The 18,136-nt window shown below is 70.8% G+C and carries 9 protein-coding genes; 7 read left to right on the forward strand and 2 right to left on the reverse strand.

The window, feature by feature from the left end:
- Nucleotides 1-186 precede the first annotated feature (186 nt).
- Nucleotides 187-3,183, forward strand: coding sequence for a bifunctional [glutamine synthetase] adenylyltransferase/[glutamine synthetase]-adenylyl-L-tyrosine phosphorylase (locus tag IE260_RS28655; RefSeq protein ID WP_189877014.1), 2,997 nt, complete (start codon nt 187-189; stop codon nt 3,181-3,183).
- A gap of 219 nt (nt 3,184-3,402) precedes the next feature.
- Here IE260_RS28655 and IE260_RS28660 read toward each other — a convergent pair whose 3' ends face one another.
- Nucleotides 3,403-4,257 (reverse strand): phosphatase PAP2 family protein, encoded by an 855-nt coding sequence (locus tag IE260_RS28660; RefSeq protein ID WP_189877016.1) that lies wholly within the window; start codon nt 4,255-4,257, stop codon nt 3,403-3,405.
- A 185-nt stretch (nt 4,258-4,442) separates the two neighbouring features.
- Nucleotides 4,443-5,477 carry a LacI family DNA-binding transcriptional regulator gene (locus IE260_RS28665; RefSeq protein WP_189877018.1) on the reverse strand — a complete coding sequence of 345 codons (1,035 nt, stop codon included), beginning with the start codon at nt 5,475-5,477 and terminating at the stop codon, nt 4,443-4,445.
- Between the two features lie 378 nt (nt 5,478-5,855).
- Between IE260_RS28665 and IE260_RS28670 the strand changes: the two genes are divergently transcribed.
- The 6 genes from IE260_RS28670 (at nt 5,856) to pulA (ending at nt 18,101) form a co-directional block, all read left to right on the forward strand.
- Nucleotides 5,856-7,127 (forward strand): extracellular solute-binding protein, encoded by a 1,272-nt coding sequence (locus IE260_RS28670; protein ID WP_189877020.1) that lies wholly within the window; start codon nt 5,856-5,858, stop codon nt 7,125-7,127.
- 130 nt (nt 7,128-7,257) lie between these two features.
- Nucleotides 7,258-8,262: a carbohydrate ABC transporter permease gene (locus tag IE260_RS28675; protein WP_189877022.1), complete on the forward strand. Its 1,005-nt coding sequence runs from the start codon at nt 7,258-7,260 to the stop codon at nt 8,260-8,262.
- Between the two features lie 13 nt (nt 8,263-8,275).
- The gene (locus tag IE260_RS28680; protein ID WP_189877024.1) at nt 8,276-9,187 is read left to right on the forward strand and encodes a sugar ABC transporter permease; all 912 of its coding nucleotides are present in this window, start codon (nt 8,276-8,278) and stop codon (nt 9,185-9,187) included.
- Between the two features lie 186 nt (nt 9,188-9,373).
- The gene (locus tag IE260_RS28685) at nt 9,374-11,056 is read left to right on the forward strand and encodes a glycoside hydrolase family 13 protein (protein ID WP_189877026.1); all 1,683 of its coding nucleotides are present in this window, start codon (nt 9,374-9,376) and stop codon (nt 11,054-11,056) included.
- A gap of 135 nt (nt 11,057-11,191) precedes the next feature.
- A complete protein-coding gene (locus IE260_RS28690; protein ID WP_189877028.1) occupies nt 11,192-12,565 on the forward strand; it encodes an alpha-amylase in 1,374 nt (457 codons plus the stop codon).
- A gap of 133 nt (nt 12,566-12,698) precedes the next feature.
- Nucleotides 12,699-18,101, forward strand: a complete 5,403-nt coding sequence (gene pulA / locus IE260_RS28695; RefSeq protein ID WP_189877030.1) for a pullulanase-type alpha-1,6-glucosidase — start codon at nt 12,699-12,701, stop codon at nt 18,099-18,101.
- Nucleotides 18,102-18,136: the final 35 nt, after the last annotated feature.

The following is an 18,136-nucleotide window of genomic DNA, read 5'->3' on the forward strand; positions in this document are numbered from 1 at the left end:
CTCCTTCGGCTCATCGGTCGACGGCTCTGTCTCACCGAAGCGGAAAACGGTGCGGGACGCCACCGAAACCCGCGAATGCCGGGGCTCCCACAGGGCGGCTCCGGCACCCCGGAACTCACCGGCGCCACGGCCGGTCAGTCCGGTTAGGCTCTGGCCAGGACGACCTTGATCCGACGGGAGGCCGGGATGACGGCGCCGGGGCGCAGGAGCAGTACCTTCACGCGGCTGCTGCGGCACGGGTTCACCGATCCCTCGGCCGCCGAGCGGCTGCTGGACAGCGGGGACCTGGCACCGGTCCGCGACGACCCGGTCCTGCTGGAGGCCCTCGGTGCCACCGCCGACCCCGATCTCGCCCTGCACGGTCTGGTCCGGCTGCTGGAGGCCCAGCCCGAGCCCAGCGCCCGCCGTGAACTGCTGGACACGCTGACGGCGTCCAAGCCGCTGCGCGACCGCCTCCTCGGCGTGCTCGGCGCCTCCGAGGCACTCGGCGACCACCTCGCCCGGCACGCCGGCGACTGGCAGGCCCTCGTCACCTACGAGCCCCGGGACCTGCACCGGGGCGTGGAGGAGTTCGAGCGCGGCCTCGCCGACGCCCACGACCCCGTCGCGCTGCGCGTCGCCTACCGGCGCTGCCTGCTGTCCATCGCCGCCCGGGACGTGTGCGGCACCATCGACGTCGCCGAGACCGCCGCCGAGCTCGCCGACCTCGCCACCGCCACCCTGCGCGCCGCCCTCCGTCTCGCCGAGACCGCCGCGCCCGAGGACGCCGCGCTGTGCCGGCTCGCGGTGATCGCGATGGGCAAGTGCGGCGGGCACGAGCTGAACTACGTCTCCGACGTCGACGTCATCTTCGTCGGCGAGGCCGTCGGCGGCGCGGACGAGGCGAAGGCGCTGCGCGCCGCGACCCGGCTCGCCTCGCACATGATGCGGGTCTGCTCCGAGACCACCGTCGAGGGCTCCATCTGGCCCGTGGACGCCAATCTGCGCCCCGAGGGACGCAACGGTCCGCTCGTGCGGACCCTCAGCAGCCACCTCGCCTACTACCAGCGCTGGGCCAAGACCTGGGAGTTCCAGGCACTGCTCAAGGCCCGCCCGGTCGCCGGCGACCCGGGCCTCGGAGCCGAGTACGTCGCCGCCCTGCAGCCCCTGGTGTGGCAGGCCGCCGAGCGCGAGAACTTCGTCGCCGACGTGCAGAAGATGCGCCGCCGGGTGGTGGAGAACATCCCCGCCGCCGAGGTCGACCGCCAGCTCAAGCTCGGCCCGGGCGGCCTGCGGGACGTCGAGTTCGCCGTGCAGCTGCTCCAGCTGGTGCACGGACGGGCCGACGCCTCCCTGCGCAGCGGCACGACGCTGGACGCGCTGCGGGCGCTGTCGGCGGGCGGGTACGTCGGCCGGGTCGACGCCACCCAGCTCGACGAGGCGTACCGCTTCCTGCGCTCCATGGAGCACCGGATCCAGCTCCACCGGTTGCGCCGCACCCATCTCGTCCCCGAGGACGAGACCGACCTGCGCCGCCTCGGCCGCTCCCTCGGCCTGCGCACCGACCCGGTCGCGGGGCTGCTGCGCGAGTGGAGGCGGCACGCGGCCGTCGTACGGCGCCTGCACGAGAAGCTGTTCTACCGGCCGCTGCTCGACGCGGTCGCCCAGCTGGCGCCGGGGGAGGCCCGGCTGAGCGCGGAGGCGGCCCGGGAACGGCTGGTCGCCCTCGGGTACGCCGACCCGGCCGCGGCGCTCAGGCACCTGGAGGCGCTGGCCTCCGGCGTCACCCGCAAGGCGGCGATCCAGCGGACGCTGCTGCCGGTGCTGCTGGGCTGGTTCGCCGACTCCGCCGACCCGGACGCCGGTCTGCTCAACTTCCGCAAGGTGTCGGACGCGCTCGGCAAGACGCCCTGGTATCTGCGGCTGCTCAGGGACGAGGGCGCCGCGGCGGAGAACCTCGCCCGTGTGCTGTCCGCGGGTCGGCTCGCCCCCGACCTGCTGATGCGGGCTCCCGAGGCGGTGGCGCTGCTCGGGGACGGCGACGGCGGGGGCCTGGAGCCCCGCGGACGGGCCCAGCTGGAGCAGGAGGTGCTCGCCGCGGTCCGCCGCGCCGACGGCGCCGTCCAGGCCGTCACGGCGGCACGCGGGATGCGGCGGCGGGAGCTGTTCCGTACGGCCGCGGCCGACATCGTCGGCTCCTACGGCACCGAGGCGCAGCCCGTCGAGGCCGACCAGGGCGCCCTGGTGGACCGGGTCGGTGCGGCGGTGTCGGACCTGACGGCGGCGACGCTGGCGGGGACGCTCCGGGCGGTCGTGCGGGACGGGTGGGGGGACACCCTGCCGACCCGGTTCGCGGTCATCGGCATGGGCCGGTTCGGCGGGCACGAGCTGGGCTACGGCTCGGACGCGGACGTGCTGTTCGTGCACGAGCCCCGCGACGGGGTCGGCGACCGGGAGGCCGGGGACGCCGCGGGCAAGGTCGTCGCCGAGATGCGCCGCCTGCTCGCGCTGCCGAGCGCCGACCCGCCGCTGCTCATCGACGCCGACCTGCGTCCGGAGGGCAAGTCCGGACCGCTGGTGCGCACCCTGAAGTCCTACGAGGCGTACTACCGGCGCTGGTCGCTGGTGTGGGAGTCGCACGCGCTGCTGCGGGCCGAGTTCGTCGCCGGGGACGAGGACCTGGGGCGGCGGTTCATCGAGCTGATCGACCCGCTGCGGTACCCGGCGGACGGGCTCGGCGAGGACGCCGTACGCGAGATCCGGCGGCTGAAGGCCCGGATGGAGTCCGAGCGGCTGCCGCGCGGCGCGGATCCCAAGCTGCACGCCAAACTGGGGCCGGGCGGACTGTCCGACGTGGAGTGGACCGTGCAGCTGATGCAGCTGCGGCACGGCCACGGGGAGCCCGGGCTGCGCACCACCCGGACACGTGAGGCGCTGGCGGCCGCCTCTGCCGCCGGGCTCATCTCCGAGGAGAACGCCGGCACCCTCGACGAGGCGTGGGTGCTGGCGACGCGGGTGCGCAACGCCGTGATGCTGGTGCGGGGGCGGGCCGGGGACACGTTCCCCTCGGAGAGCCGCGAGCTGGCCGCGGTGGGCCGCTACCTCGGATACGGCCCCGGCCACGCGGGCGACATGCTGGACGCGTACCGCCGCACGACCCGCCGGGCCAGGGCAGTGGTGGAGGAACTCTTCTACGGCGGCTAGCCGGTCGTGACGGCGAGCAGCCGCCGCGGGCCGTCGCGCCGCAGCCGCCGCGGGCCGTCGCCCGCGCCGTGGCCGCGGGCAGTAGTCGTGCCTCCCCCAGTGCCCGAACGGCCTGGGAGCCCCCCCCAGGGCGGCACGGGCGGGCAGTGGAGGGAGAACACCCCGTCGGCGCGCCGGGCTGCGCGACCCGTCCCCGGCCCGCAGCGACGCCGGGCAGCCCTACGCCTTGGTCGGCAACCACGCCCCCTGCCGCGCCGGCACCACCCTGGGCAGCTCGTGCGGCAGCGCCCCGTACCACACCCGGGCCACCCCGTACCCGAACCCCAGACACAGCACCCCGCCGACCGCGTCCAGCCAGAAGTGGTTGGCCGTCGCGACGATCACCACCAGCGTGGCCGCCGGGTAGACCAGGCCGAGCACCCGGACCCACGGCACCGTGGCCAGCGCGAACAGGGTCAGCCCGCACCACACGGACCAGCCGATGTGCATCGACGGCATCGCCGCGTACTGGTTCGACATGTTCTTCAGGTCGCCGGACGCCATCGAGCCCCAGGTCTGGTGGACCATCACGGTGTCGACGAAGTGTCCGCCGTTCATCAGGCGGGGCGGGGCGAGCGGATACAGGTAGTAGCCGACCAGGGCGACGCCGGTCGTCGCGAAGAGGACCAGGCGGGTCGCCGCGTAGCGGCCGGGATGGCTGCGGTACAGCCAGACCAGCACCCCCAGGGTGACCACGAAGTGCAGCGTCGCGTAGTAGTAGTTCATGCCGACGACGAGCCAAGTCACCGAGTTCACGGCATGGTTGACCGACTCCTCGACGGCGATGCCGAGTTGGTGCTCGACCCGCCAGATCCAGTCGGCGTTGCGCAGGGCCTGGGCGCGCTGTTCCGGCACGGCGTTGCGGACGAGGGAGTACGTCCAGTAGCTCAGCGCGATCAGCAGGATCTCGAACCACAGCCGGGGCCTGCGCGGTGTGCGCAGCCGGCTCAGGACACCGGGCTCCGACTCGGCCGCGACGGGACGCGGGGCGGCCTCTGCCAGGCAGTCCGGAGTCGTCGTGGTCGTGTCACCCATAGGCACAAAGTCTGCCAGAAAAGCCTTCTGCCACCGATCATCCCCCCGTCGGGTCCGGGTCGCACTCCCTCCACCCGACGGAGGCGGGGTGTTTCCTCCCCACGCAGGTCACCACGCGTGCAATCTCCGTCTTGAGGACGATTCGGGGGTGGTGCGGGGGTGGTTCGGGGCGGTCCGGGACGGTTTCAGGTCCGGATCCGGTCGCCCGGCGCCGACGCCGTCGAGCCGCGCACCACCAGTTCCGGCATGAACACGAACTCGCTGTGCGGGGCGGGCGTGCCGCCGATCTCCTCCAGCAGCGTGCGCACCGCCGCCTGCCCCATCGCCGGGACCGGTTTGCGGACGGTCGTCAGCGGCGGGTCGGTGAAGGCGATGAGGGGGGAGTCGTCGAAGCCGACGACCGAGATGTCCTTGGGCACGTCCAGGCCCTGCTGCCGGGCCGCCCGTATCGCGCCGAGCGCCATCATGTCACTGGCGCACACCACGGCCGTGCAGTTCCGTTCGATGAGCGCGGTGGCCGCCGCCTGTCCGCCCTCCAGGGTGTAGAGGGAGTGCTGGACGAGCTCCGACTCCACCGTCTCGGCGCTCAGACCCAGTTGTTCCTGGACCGCGCGGACGAAGCCCTCGATCTTGCGCTGCACGGGCACGAAACGCTTCGGGCCGAGGGCCAGGCCGATGCGGGTGTGGCCCAGGGAGACGAGGTGCGTGACCGCGAGGCTCGTCGCGGCGCGGTCGTCGGGGGAGATGAACGGCGCCTGCACCTTCGGCGAGAAGCCGTCGACGAGGACGAACGGCACGCCCTGCGCCCGCAGCCGTTCGTAGCGCTGCATGTCGGCGGTGGTGTCGGCGTGCAGGCCGGAGACGTAGATGATGCCGGCGACGCCGCGGTCGACCAGCATCTCCGTCAGCTCGTCCTCCGTCGAACCGCCCGGAGTCTGGGTGGCCAGGACCGGCGTGTACCCCTGGCGGGTCAGCGCCTGGCCGATGACCTGCGCCAGGGCCGGGAATATCGGGTTCTCCAGCTCGGGAGTGATCAGGCCCACCAGGCCCTCGCTGCGCTGCCGCAGCCGCACCGGGCGCTCGTAGCCCAGCACGTCGAGGGCGGCCAGTACGGACTGGCGGGTGGTGGCGGCGACGCCCGGCTTCCCGTTGAGGACGCGGCTGACGGTCGCTTCGCTCACCCCCGCCTGGGCAGCGATGTCGGCAAGCCGTGTGGTCACAGGATTGGACTGTACCGGCCGGATGTCACCTTGCACACCGACCGGACGCCGTGGGCGGCCTGTTGGACGGCCCGGCGCGGGCTGCTGCGTCATCGCGCTCCCTCGAGAAAGTGGTGGCAAGAGCTTGCAGAGTCTTGCACAACCGGCCCCATACCGCTCCACCCCCGTAAACAAGCGTCTCGCGACGGTCGCCAGAAGGTCACGCCCGGATAACTTCGGAGATCTCTTGCACTTTTTTGCTGCAAGACCTTTCGCGCTGCTTACATCGCTGTTACGTTCACGTCGCCCGGCGGCGGCAACGGCGCAGTCGGCATGTCGACAGGAGCGGCGGACGGGACCCCTCCTGCACACACGGGCTTTCACCCTCAAGGAGAACTCATGCGGCGTGGCATAGCGGCCACCGCGCTGGTGGCGTCCCTCGCCCTGGCGGCGACGGCGTGCGGCGGGGACAGCGGCAGCGACAGCGAGTCCGGCGGACCGGTCACCATCACTTACTGGGACACCTCCAACGCGACCAACGAGGCCCCCACGTACAAGGCCCTGGTCAAGGAGTTCGAGGCCGCCAACAAGGACATCAAGGTCAACTTCGTCAACGTCCCGTTCGACCAGGCGCAGAACAAGTTCGACACCGCCGCCGGTTCCAAGGGCGCCCCCGACGTGCTGCGCTCCGAGGTCGGCTGGACCCCGGCCTTCGCCAAGAAGGGCTTCTTCCTGCCGCTGGACGGCACCGAGGCCCTCGCCGACCAGGCGAAGTTCCAGCCCAGCCTGATCGAGCAGGCCAAGTACGAGGGCAAGACCTACGGCGTCCCGCTGGTCACCGACACGCTCGCGTTCGTCTACAACAAGGAGCTGTTCCGGAAGGCCGGCGTCGAGGCGCCGAAGACCTGGGACGACCTGAAGAAGGCCGCCGCCACCATCAAGGACAAGACCGGCGTCGACGGCTACTGGGGCTCCACCGCGGGCTACTACGCGCAGCCGTTCCTCTACGGCGAGGGCACCGACACGGTCGACGCCGAGGGCAAGAAGATCACCGTGAACTCGCCGGAGGCCAAGAAGGCGTACGGCACCTGGCAGAGCCTGTTCGACGGCAAGGGCCTGCACAAGGCCGACACCACCGCCGACGCCTACGCGCACATCCAGGACGCGTTCGTCAGCGGCAAGGTCGCCTCGATCATCCAGGGCCCGTGGGAGATCACGAACTTCTACAAGGGCTCGGCCTTCAAGGACAAGAACAACCTCGGCATCGCCACCGTCCCGGCCGGCTCCACCGGCAAGGCGGGCGCCCCGACCGGCGGCCACAACCTCTCGGTGTACGCCGGCTCGGACAAGGCCCACCAGGAGGCGGCGCTGAAGCTGGTGAACTTCATGACCTCGGCGAAGTCGCAGGAGACCATCGCCCTGAAGAACTCCACGCTGCCGACCCGTGACGACGCCTACACCGCCGAGGTCAAGGCCGACCCGGGCATCGCCGGCTACCAGGGCGTCCTGCCCGCCGCCCAGCCGCGTCCCGCGCTGCCCGAGTACAGCTCCCTGTGGACCCCGCTCGACGACGAGCTGCCGAAGATCGCCGGCGGCAAGGAGTCCCTGGACAAGGGGCTGAGCAACGTCGAGGTGGCGTTCACCAAGCTGGTGCCGGACTTCAGCAAGTGACCCCGCCCGGCCGCCGCGCTCCGACCGGGGGGATCGGACGCGGCGGCCGGCGGCCTGGGCGCCGTGCCCCTCGATCCCACGGAACCTCTCGACCTCTCGACCTTCCCGAACCTCCCGAAGGTGTCGAACCATGACAGTCGCCATCGACCGCGCGACCGGCAAGCGCCGCGGTGACCGCACCCCGCGGCCCGGGCTCGGCCGGCGTCTGAAAGACGGGTACCAGAAGCACTGGTACGCCTACGCCATGATCGCGCCGGTGGCCGTCGTGATCGGCGTCCTCGTGCTGTACCCGCTCGGTTACGGCCTCTACCTCACCCTCACCGACGCCAACAGCCTCAACACGGCACGCACCATCGGCGTCAACGAGATCGAGGCCACCTACAAGTTCATCGGCCTGGACAACTACGCCGACATCCTGTGGGGCCCGACCGCCTACGACCGCTTCTGGTCGCACTTCATCTGGACGATCGTGTGGACGGCGGTCTGCGTCGGCCTGCACTACTGCATCGGCCTCGGCCTCGCCCTGCTGCTCAACCAGAAGCTGCGCGGCCGCACCTTCTACCGGCTGGTCCTGGTCCTGCCGTGGGCCGTGCCGACCTTCGTCACCGTCTTCGGCTGGCGTTTCATGCTCGCGGACGGCGGCATCATCAACGCCGGCCTCGACGCGCTGCACCTGCCGACGCCGCTGTGGCTGGAGGACACCTTCTGGCAGCGGTTCGCCGCGATCATGGTCAACACCTGGTGCGGTGTGCCGTTCATGATGGTCTCGCTGCTCGGCGGCCTGCAGTCCATCGACAAGAGCCTGTACGAGGCCGCCGAGATGGACGGGGCGAACGCCTGGCAGCGGTTCCGCTACGTCACCCTGCCCGGGCTGAGGTCCGTCAGCTCCACCGTCGTCCTGCTCGGCATCATCTGGACCTTCAACCAGTTCGCCGTCATCTTCCTGCTGTTCGGCAACACCGCCCCCGACGCCCAGATCCTCGTCACCTGGGCGTACCAACTCGGCTTCGGACAGCAACCGCGCGACTTCGCACAGTCCGCCGCCTACGGCATCCTGCTGCTGGCCATCCTGATCGTCTTCACCTCCTTCTACCGCCGCTGGCTGAACCGCAATGAGCAGCAGCTCGCGATCTGAGGCAGGAGCCCCCATGAGCACTACGACCGTTCCGGCGCCCGCCCCGGCCGAGGAGGGCACCGCGTCCGCCACCCCGCCGCGCCGGGTGCGCGGCCGCGGCGAGCGCAGCCTCGGCGCGTCCCTCGCCTCCCACGGCCTGCTGATCGTCGCGAGCCTCGCCGCGCTCTTCCCGATCGCCTGGCTGGTCTTCCTGTCCCTCGGCCCGGACAAGGACGACTACCTGCACCCCGAGCGCATCTGGTCGAAGATGACCTTCGACAACTACGCGTACGTGCTCCAGCACACGAACTTCTTCGACTGGATGAAGAGTTCGCTGATCGTCTCGCTCGGCACCACGGTCATCGGCGTCATGGTCGCCGCCACCACCGGCTACGCGGTCTCCCGCATGCGCTTCCCGGGCTACCGCAAGCTCATGTGGGTGCTCCTGGTCACCCAGATGTTCCCCATCGCGGTGCTGATCGTGCCGATGTACCAGATCCTGTCGGAGCTCCAGCTCATCGACAACTACCTCGGTCTGATCCTCGTCTACTGCTCGACCGCGGTGCCGTACTGCGCCTGGCTGCTCAAGGGCTACTTCGACACCATCCCGTTCGAGATCGACGAGGCCGGGCGCGTCGACGGGCTGAGCCCCTTCGGCACGTTCTTCCGGCTGATCCTGCCCCTCGCCAGGCCGGGCCTGGCGGTCGCCGGCTTCTACAGCTTCATCACCGCCTTCGGCGAGGTCGCCTTCGCCTCGACGTTCATGCTGAGCGACACGAAGTACACCTTCGCCGTCGGTCTGCAGAGCTTCGTCAGCGAACACGACGCGCAGCGCAACCTGATGGCCGCCACCGCCGTGCTGGTCGCGATACCCGTCTCGGCGTTCTTCTACCTCGTGCAGAAGAACCTGGTGACCGGGCTGACCGCGGGCGGCACGAAGGGCTGACCCCCGTGTCCGACGTCTCCCGTGCGCCTCGCCGCGCGCGGGTGGCGGCGCGGTGCCCTCCCCCACTCTCGGCTTCGCTCGAGCGGGGGGACCCCCAGACCCCGCTGTCACCGCGGCCGCCTCGTCACCCGTCGCCGACCACCCCACGACTCCATGACCCGCCCCCAGTTACGCATCAAGGACGACATGAGCCAGCAGCACTCCGCAGCCCCGGCCCCCACCTCCGCCACTGCCACCGTCGCGGGGCACCGCGACTGGTGGCGGGACGCGGTGATCTACCAGGTGTATCCGCGCAGCTTCGCCGACAGCAACGGCGACGGCATGGGCGACCTGGAAGGCGTCCGCACCCGCCTGCCGTACCTGCGCGACCTCGGCGTGGACGCCGTGTGGCTCAGCCCCTTCTACGCCTCGCCGCAGGCCGACGCCGGCTACGACGTGGCCGACTACCGGGCCGTCGACCCGATGTTCGGCACCCTGCTGGACGCGGACTCGCTGATCCGGGACGCCCACGGGCTGGGCCTGCGCATCATCGTCGACCTCGTCCCGAACCACTCCTCCGACCAGCACGAATGGTTCAAGCGCGCACTCGCGGAGGGCCCGGGCTCCCCGCTGAGGGAGCGCTACCACTTCCGCCCCGGCAAGGGAGCGGACGGCGAACTGCCGCCCAACGACTGGGAGTCCATCTTCGGCGGCCCGGCCTGGACCCGCGTGACGGAACCCGACGGCACGCCCGGCGAGTGGTACCTGCACCTGTTCGCCCCCGAGCAGCCCGACTTCAACTGGGAACACCCGGCCGTCGGCGACGAGTTCCGCTCCATCCTGCGCTTCTGGCTCGACATGGGCGTCGACGGCTTCCGCATCGACGTCGCCCACGGCATGGTGAAGGCCGAGGGCCTGCCGGACCTGGGATCCCACGAGCAGCTCAAGCTGCTGGGCAACGATGTCATGCCGTTCTTCGACCAGGACGGTGTCCACGACATCTACCGGCAGTGGCGCCTCATCCTCGACGAGTACTCCGGCGAGCGCATCTTCGTCGCGGAGGCGTGGACCCCGACCGTCGAGCGCACCGCCAACTACGTCCGCCCCGACGAGCTGCACCAGGCGTTCAACTTCCAGTACCTGGGCACCCACTGGGACGCCGAGGAACTGCGCGGGGTCATCGACCGCACGCTGGAGGCGATGCGCCCGGTCGGCGCCCCGGCGACCTGGGTGCTCTCCAACCACGACGTCACCCGGCACGCCACCCGCTTCGCCAACCCGGCCGGCCTCGGCACCCAGATCCGTCTGGCCGGCGACCGCGAACTGGGCCTGCGCCGGGCCCGTGCCGCGAGCCTGCTGATGCTGGCCCTGCCGGGCTCGGCCTACGTCTACCAGGGCGAGGAGCTGGGCCTGCCGGACGTCGTCGACCTGCCGGACGAGGTGCGCCAGGACCCGGCGTACTTCCGCGGCGCGGGGCAGGACGGCTTCCGCGACGGCTGCCGGGTGCCGATCCCGTGGACGCGCACCGGGTCGTCGTACGGCTTCGGTGCCGGCGGCAGCTGGCTTCCGCAGCCCGACGGCTGGGGCGAGCTGAGCGTCGAGGCGCAGACCGGCGTGCCCGGCTCGACGCTGGAGCTGTACCGCACGGCGCTGGCCGTCCGCCGTGACCGGCCCGACCTGGGCGCGGGCGACGCGGTGGAGTGGCTGCGGGCGCCCGAGGGCGTGCTCGCCTTCCGGCGCGGGGAGTTCGTGTGCGTCGCCAACACCACCGGCGAGTCGGTGACGATGCCCGCGTACGGCCGGGTGCTGCTGGCCAGCGGTGAGGTGACCGAGGCGGACGGCGAGACGAAGGTGCCGGCGGACACGACGGTGTGGTGGACGACCGTCTGACGGCCACGCGGTAAGAATCTTCGTTCAATTGCGTACGGCCCGCTGCCCTTTCGGGCGGCGGGCCTTTACCATCTGCGTCACCGCAAGGTTGCTGAAGATTTCAGCAAGAGCCTTCAATGGAGAAGGAACCCCCACATGGCACGCAGAACCCTCTCCGGGGCAGTCGCCCTCGCGGCAGCTGCCCTTGTCATGACCCCATCCACAGCCGACGCCTCACCGCCCGGCGCCAAGGACGTCACCGCCGTGCTGTTCGAGTGGAACTTCGCCTCCGTCGCCAAGGAGTGCACGAACACCCTCGGCCCCGCCGGCTACGGATACGTCCAGGTCTCCCCGCCCGCCGAGCACATACAGGGCGGGCAGTGGTGGACCTCCTACCAGCCCGTCAGCTACAGGATCGCCGGACGGCTCGGCGACCGCACCGCCTTCAAGAACATGGTGGACACCTGCCACGCGGCCGGCGTGAAGGTCGTCGCCGACGCGGTGGTCAACCACATGTCGGCGGGCAGCGGCACCGGCACCGGCGGCTCGTCGTACACGAAGTACGACTACCCGGGCCTGTACTCGTCGTACGACTTCGACGACTGCACCGCGCAGATCGGCAACTACCAGGACCGCTACAACGTCCAGCACTGCGAACTGGTCGGCCTCGCCGACCTCGACACCGGCGAGGACTACGTCCGCGGGAAGATCGCCGGATACCTGAACGACCTCCTCTCCCTCGGTGTCGACGGCTTCCGGATCGACGCGGCCAAGCACATCCCGGCCGCCGACCTCGCGAACATCAAGTCCCGCCTCACCAATCCGTCCGTGTACTGGAAGCAGGAGGTCATCCACGGCGCCGGCGAGGCCGTCCAGCCCACCGAGTACACCGGCAACGGGGACGTGCAGGAGTTCCGCTACGCCTACGACCTCAAGCGCGTCTTCAACAACGAGAACCTCGCGTACCTGAGGAACTACGGCGAGGGCTGGGGCTACATGAGCAGCGGTGTCTCCGGTGTCTTCGTCGACAACCACGACACCGAGCGCAACGGATCCACCCTCAGCTACAAGGACAACGCGAACTACACCCTGGCCAACGTCTTCATGCTGGCCTGGCCCTACGGCGCCCCCGACGTCAACTCCGGCTACGAGTGGTCGAACGCCGACGCCGGGCCGCCCAACGGCGGGGCCGTGAACGCCTGCTGGCAGGACGGCTGGAAGTGCCAGCACGCCTGGCCGGAGATCAGGTCGATGGTGGCCTTCCGCAACGCCGTGCGGGGGCAGTCGGTGACGAACTGGTGGGACAACGGGGGCGACGCCATCGCCTTCGGGCGCGGCAGCAAGGGCTTCGTCGCCATCAACCACGAGAGCGGCTCCCTGAACCGCACCTACCAGACCTCGCTGCCGGCGGGGGCCTACTGCGACGTCCAGGGCAACCGCACGGTCACCGTGAACTCCTCCGGCCAGTTCACGGCGTCCCTGGGTGCCAACACCGCCCTCGCGCTGTACGCGGGGAAGTCCAGCTGCTGAACGGCCGCCGCACGCAAGGGTCGTGAAATTCCTTTCCGTTACTTTCACGACCCTTGCTGCAACGCTTGCGGCGCCGTTACCGTCTCGCCGGGGTCGGACCCGATCGAGCCGTAATCGCAAGGAGTTCACACCGGTGATACCGAGATGGCCGGCGCCTGTGGCGCGCCGAACCGCCGCTGTCCCACGGGTAGCGGCCGTCACCGTCGCCGCGCTCGCGGCGACGCTACTGACACCCCTCGCGGCGCGGGCCGACACCCCGCCCGCGCCACCGTCCGACGCGAAGCTGGCGAAGACCGCCGCGCGCCACGACCTCACCCGCGAGCAGTTCTACTTCGTCCTGCCGGACCGCTTCGCCAACGGCGACACCGGCAACGACAGGGGCGGCCTGACCGGCTCCCGCCTCACCACCGGGTACGACCCCACCGACAAGGGCTTCTACCAGGGCGGCGACCTCAAGGGCCTGACCGAGAAGCTCGACTACATCAAGGACCTGGGCACCACGGCCATCTGGATGGCGCCCATCTTCAAGAACCAGCCCGTGCAGGGCACGGGCGCCAACGCCTCGGCGGGGTACCACGGTTACTGGATCACCGACTTCACCCAGGTCGACCCGCACTTCGGCAGCAACGAGGACCTGAAGAACCTCATCTCCAAGGCGCACGCCAAGGGCATGAAGGTCTTCTTCGACGTCATCACCAACCACACGGCCGACGTCGTCGACTACGAGGAGAAGTCCTACGACTACCTCTCCAAGGGCGCCTTCCCGTACCTGACGAAGGACGGCGAACCCTTCGACGACGCCGACTACGCGGACGGGACCGAGCGCTTCCCGTCCGTCGGCGCCGGCTCCTTCCCTCGCACGCCGGTCGTGCCCGCCGCCAAACGGAACCTCAAGGTCCCCTCGTGGCTCAACGACCCGGCGATGTACCACAACCGAGGCGACTCGACCTGGGCCGGCGAGTCCACCACCTACGGCGACTTCTCCGGCCTGGACGACCTGTGGACCGAGCGTCCCGAGGTCGTCGAGGGCATGGAGCGCATCTACCGGCGGTGGGTGAAAGACTTCAACATCGACGGCTTCCGGATCGACACGGTCAAGCACGTCAACATGGAGTTCTGGACCCAGTGGGCCACCGCGCTGGACGCGTACGCCGCGCAGCGGGGCCGCGAGGACTTCTTCATGTTCGGCGAGGTCTACTCCGCCGACACCGCCGTCACCTCCCCGTACGTCACCCAGGGCCGCCTGGACTCCACGCTCGACTTCCCCTTCCAGGACGCGGCCCGTGCGTACGCCTCCCAGGGCGGCAGCGCGAAGAGGCTCGCCCAGGTCTTCGGTGACGACTACAAGTACACGACCGACAAGGCCAACGCGTACGAGCAGGTCACCTTCCTCGGCAACCACGACATGGGCCGCTTCGGCACCTTCCTCAAGCAGGACGACCCCAAGGCGACCGACGCCGAACTGCTGCGGAAGGACCGCCTCGCCAACGAGCTGATGTTCCTCAGCCGGGGCAACCCGGTGATCTACTACGGTGACGAGCAGGGCTTCACCGGCGCGGGCGGCGACAAGGACGCCCGCCAGCCGATGTTCGCCTCCCGCACGGCCGACTACCTGGACGACGACCAGCTCGGCACCGACCGCACCCACGCCCGGGACGCCTACGACACGCAGGCACCGCTCTACCGGCGGATCGCCGCTCTGGCCGAGCTGCGCAAGGCCCACCCGGCCCTCGCCGACGGAGTCCAGACCGAGCGGTACGCGGCCGACGGCGCCGGTGTCTACGCCTTCTCGCGCACCGGCACCGACCGGACCGAGTACGTCGTCGCCTTCAACAACGCCGAGGAGGCGAAGACCGCGACCTTCGCGACCGACTCGGCGGACATGACGTTCCGGGGCGTCTACGGCACCGACGCCTCGGTGAGGACCGGCGCCGACAAGAAGATCACCGTCACCGTCCCCGCCGGCTCGGCCGTCGTGCTCGAGGCCGCCGGCCGGCTCACCGAGCCCGCCGCCGAGCCCACGATCACCCTCACCGCGCCCGGCCCCGGCGCCACCGGCACCGTCGAGCTGTCCGCCGACGTGGCCGGCGGCGGGCTCAACCGGGTCGTCTTCGCCGCCCAGACCGGCAACGGCACCTGGCGCACCCTCGGCTCCGCCGACCACGCCCCCTACAAGGTCACCCACACCGTCGGCGAGGACGTGCCCGCCGGCACGGCCCTGCGCTACAAGGCGGTCGTCGTCGACTCGGCCGGTCGTACGGCGAGCGCGACGGCCACGTCCACCACCGGCACCCCGCCCGCCGAACAGCCGCCCACCGCCTCCTCCCGCGACTACGCGATCGTCCACTACAAGCGCGCGGACGGGAACTACGACGACTGGGGCCTGTACGCCTGGGGCGACCTCGCCGACGGCGAGTCGACCACCTGGCCGGACAGCCACCCGTTCACCGGCCGGGACGCCTACGGCGCCTTCGCCTACGTCAAGCTCAAGCCCGGCGCCTCGAACGTCGGCTTCCTCGTGATCGACGAGGACGGAGACAAGGACGTCGCCGCCGACCGCACGATCGACGTGACGAAGACCGGCGAGGTGTGGATCGAGCAGGGCGAGGAGCGGGTCGTCACCGAGCGCCCGGAGTACCCGGCCCAGGACACCACCAAGGCCGTCCTCCACTACCACCGAGCCGACGGCGACTACGACGGCTGGGGCCTGCACGTCTGGACCGGCGCCGCGAACCCCACCGACTGGTCGAAGCCCCTGATGCCGGTGAAGACTGACTCCTATGGCGCGGTCTTCGAGGTACCGCTCACCGAGGGTGCCACCCATCTCGGCTACATCGTCCACAAGGGCGACGAGAAGGACCTGCCCACCGACCAGTCCCTGGACCTCAGGGCCGCCGGCCACGAGGTGTGGCTGTTGAGCGGGCAGGAGAAGCACCTGCTGCCGCAGCCGGCGGGCTCCGCCGCGGCCGTCGACCTCACCACCTCCAAGGCGATCTGGATCGACCGGAACACCGTCGCCTGGAACGGCTCCGAGGGCGCCGCCTCCACCCAGCTGCTCGCCTCCCGCACCGGCTCGATCAGGGCCCAGGACGGCAGGCTGACCGGCGAGGACGAGACGTGGCTCCGCCTGACGCGGACGGCCCTCACCGACGCCCAGAAGGCGAGGTTCCCGCACCTGAAGGAGTACACCGCCTGGTCCGTGGACCCGCGCGACCGCGACCGGGTGCGCGAGGCGCTGCGCGGGCAGGTCGTCGCCTCCCAGCGGGCGGCCACCGGCGCGGTGCTCGCGGCGACGGGCGTCCAGATCGCCGGCGCCCTGGACGACCTCTACGCCGGTGCGACGAAGGCCGACCTGGGGCCGGTCTTCCGCCACGGCCGTCCCACGCTGGCCGTGTGGGCGCCGACCGCGCAGAGCGTGACGCTCGAGATCGGTGACGACACGGCCCGGATGCGGCGCGACGACGCCACCGGCGTCTGGTCGGTCACCGGCCCGAGGTCCTGGAAGGGCAAGCCCTACCGGTACGCGGTGAAGGTGTGGGCGCCTAGCGTCGGCGAGGTCGTCACCAACAAGGTCACCGACCCCTACTCCCTCGCCCTGACCGCGGACTCCGAGCGCAGCCTCCTGATCGACCTGGGCGACAGGTCCCTCGCGCCGCGCGGCTGGCACAGCTACAGCAAGCCCAGGGCCGTGCCGCTCAGGGACGCCCAGATCCAGGAGCTGCACATCCGGGACTTCTCCGTCGCGGACCGGACGGCCGACCACCCGGGCACGTACCTGGCCTTCACCGACAAGGACAGCGACGGCTCCGAGCACCTGCGCAGGCTTGCGGAGGCGGGCACGTCGTACGTCCACCTCCTCCCCGCGTTCGACATCGCCACCATCCCCGAGAAGAAGTCCGACCAGGCGACCGTCGACTGCGACCTCGCCGCGCTCCCGGCGGACTCCGACAAGCAGCAGGAGTGCGTGGCGAAGACCGCCGCCGAGGACGCCTACAACTGGGGCTACGACCCGTACCACTACACGGTCCCCGAGGGCTCCTACGCCACCGACCCGGACGGCACCGCCCGCACCGTCGAGTTCCGCGAGATGGTCAAGGCGCTCAACGAGGACGGCCTCAGGGTCGTCATGGACGTCGTCTACAACCACACGGCGGCGAGCGGCCAGGCCAGGACGAGCGTCCTGGACCGGATCGTGCCCGGCTACTACCAGCGGCTGCTGGCCGACGGCTCGGTCGCGAACAGCACCTGCTGTGCGAACACCGCCACCGAGAACGCCATGATGGGCAAGCTGGTCGTCGACTCGGTCGTCACCTGGGCCAAGGAGTACAAGGTCGACGGCTTCCGCTTCGACCTCATGGGCCACCACCCGAAGGCCAACATCCTCGCCGTGCGCAAGGCGCTGGACGCGCTGACCGTCGAGAAGGACGGCGTCGACGGCAAGAAGATCATCCTGTACGGCGAGGGCTGGAACTTCGGCGAGGTCGCCGACGACGCCCGGTTCGTCCAGGCCACGCAGAAGAACATGGCCGGCACCGGCATCGCGACCTTCTCCGACCGCGCCCGCGACGCCGTGCGCGGCGGCGGCCCCTTCGACGAGGACCCCGGTGTCCAGGGCTTCGCGTCCGGCCTGTTCACCGAGCCCAACGCCTCCGGGGCCAACGGCACCCCGGCCGAGCAGAGGGCCCGCCTGCTGCACTACCAGGACCTGATCAAGGTCGGGCTCTCGGGCAACCTCGCCGGCTACACCTTCACGGACACCAGCGGCAAGGAGGTCAAGGGCTCCGACGTCGACTACAACGGCGCCCCCGCCGGATACGCCGAGGCACCGGGGGACGCCCTCGCCTACGCCGACGCGCACGACAACGAGTCGCTGTTCGACGCGCTCGCCTTCAAACTGCCGAAGGACACGTCCGCGAACGACCGGGCCCGGATGCAGGTCCTCGCCATGGCGACCGCCGGCCTCTCGCAGGGCCCGGCGCTCTCCCAGGCCGGCACCGACCTGCTGCGCTCGAAGTCGCTGGACCGCAACTCCTACGACAGCGGCGACTGGTTCAACGCCATCCACTGGAACTGCGCCGACGGCAACGGCTTCGGCCGCGGTCTGCCCCCGGCGGCCGACAACGCCTCCAAGTGGCCGTTCGCCAAGCCGCTGCTCGGCGCGCTGAAGGTCGGCTGCGAGCAGATCCAGGGCGCCTCGGCGGCGTACCGGGACCTGCTGAGGATCCGTACGACGGAGAAGGCGTTCTCCCTCGGCACGGCCGAGCGGGTCCAGGCGCAGCTCTCCTTCCCGCTGTCGGGGACGCAGGAGACGCCCGGCGTGATCACCATGCGCCTCGGTGACCTGGTCGTCGTCTTCAACGCGACCCCCGAGGAGCAGCGGCAGCGGGTGAGCGATCTGGCCGGGACCGGCTACCGACTGCACCCGGTGCAGGCGTCCGGAGCGGACCCCGTCGTGAAGAACGCGGCCTACACGGAGGAATCGGGCACCTTCACGGTTCCGGCCCGCACGGTGGCGGTCTTCACCCGCGCGGGCTAGCGGGACGCTGCGGTTAGGGTGCTCCTGTCCGCCGC

The sequence above is a fragment of the Streptomyces viridiviolaceus genome (genome assembly GCF_014650995.1).
Classification (GTDB): Bacteria; Actinomycetota; Actinomycetes; order Streptomycetales; family Streptomycetaceae; genus Streptomyces; species Streptomyces viridiviolaceus.

What these genes read in the sequence shown, in the direction of transcription:
- IE260_RS28690 (WP_189877028.1), top strand. Translation starts at nt 11,192, where the DNA reads ATGGCACGCAGAACCCTCTCCGGGGCAGTCGCCCTCGCGGCAGCTGCC.
- IE260_RS28655 (WP_189877014.1), top strand. Translation starts at nt 187, where the DNA reads ATGACGGCGCCGGGGCGCAGGAGCAGTACCTTCACGCGGCTGCTGCGG.
- IE260_RS28685 (WP_189877026.1), top strand. Translation starts at nt 9,374, where the DNA reads ATGAGCCAGCAGCACTCCGCAGCCCCGGCCCCCACCTCCGCCACTGCC.
- IE260_RS28675 (WP_189877022.1), top strand. Translation starts at nt 7,258, where the DNA reads ATGACAGTCGCCATCGACCGCGCGACCGGCAAGCGCCGCGGTGACCGC.
- IE260_RS28660 (WP_189877016.1), bottom strand. Translation starts at nt 4,257, where the DNA reads ATGGGTGACACGACCACGACGACTCCGGACTGCCTGGCAGAGGCCGCC.
- IE260_RS28670 (WP_189877020.1), top strand. Translation starts at nt 5,856, where the DNA reads ATGCGGCGTGGCATAGCGGCCACCGCGCTGGTGGCGTCCCTCGCCCTG.
- IE260_RS28680 (WP_189877024.1), top strand. Translation starts at nt 8,276, where the DNA reads ATGAGCACTACGACCGTTCCGGCGCCCGCCCCGGCCGAGGAGGGCACC.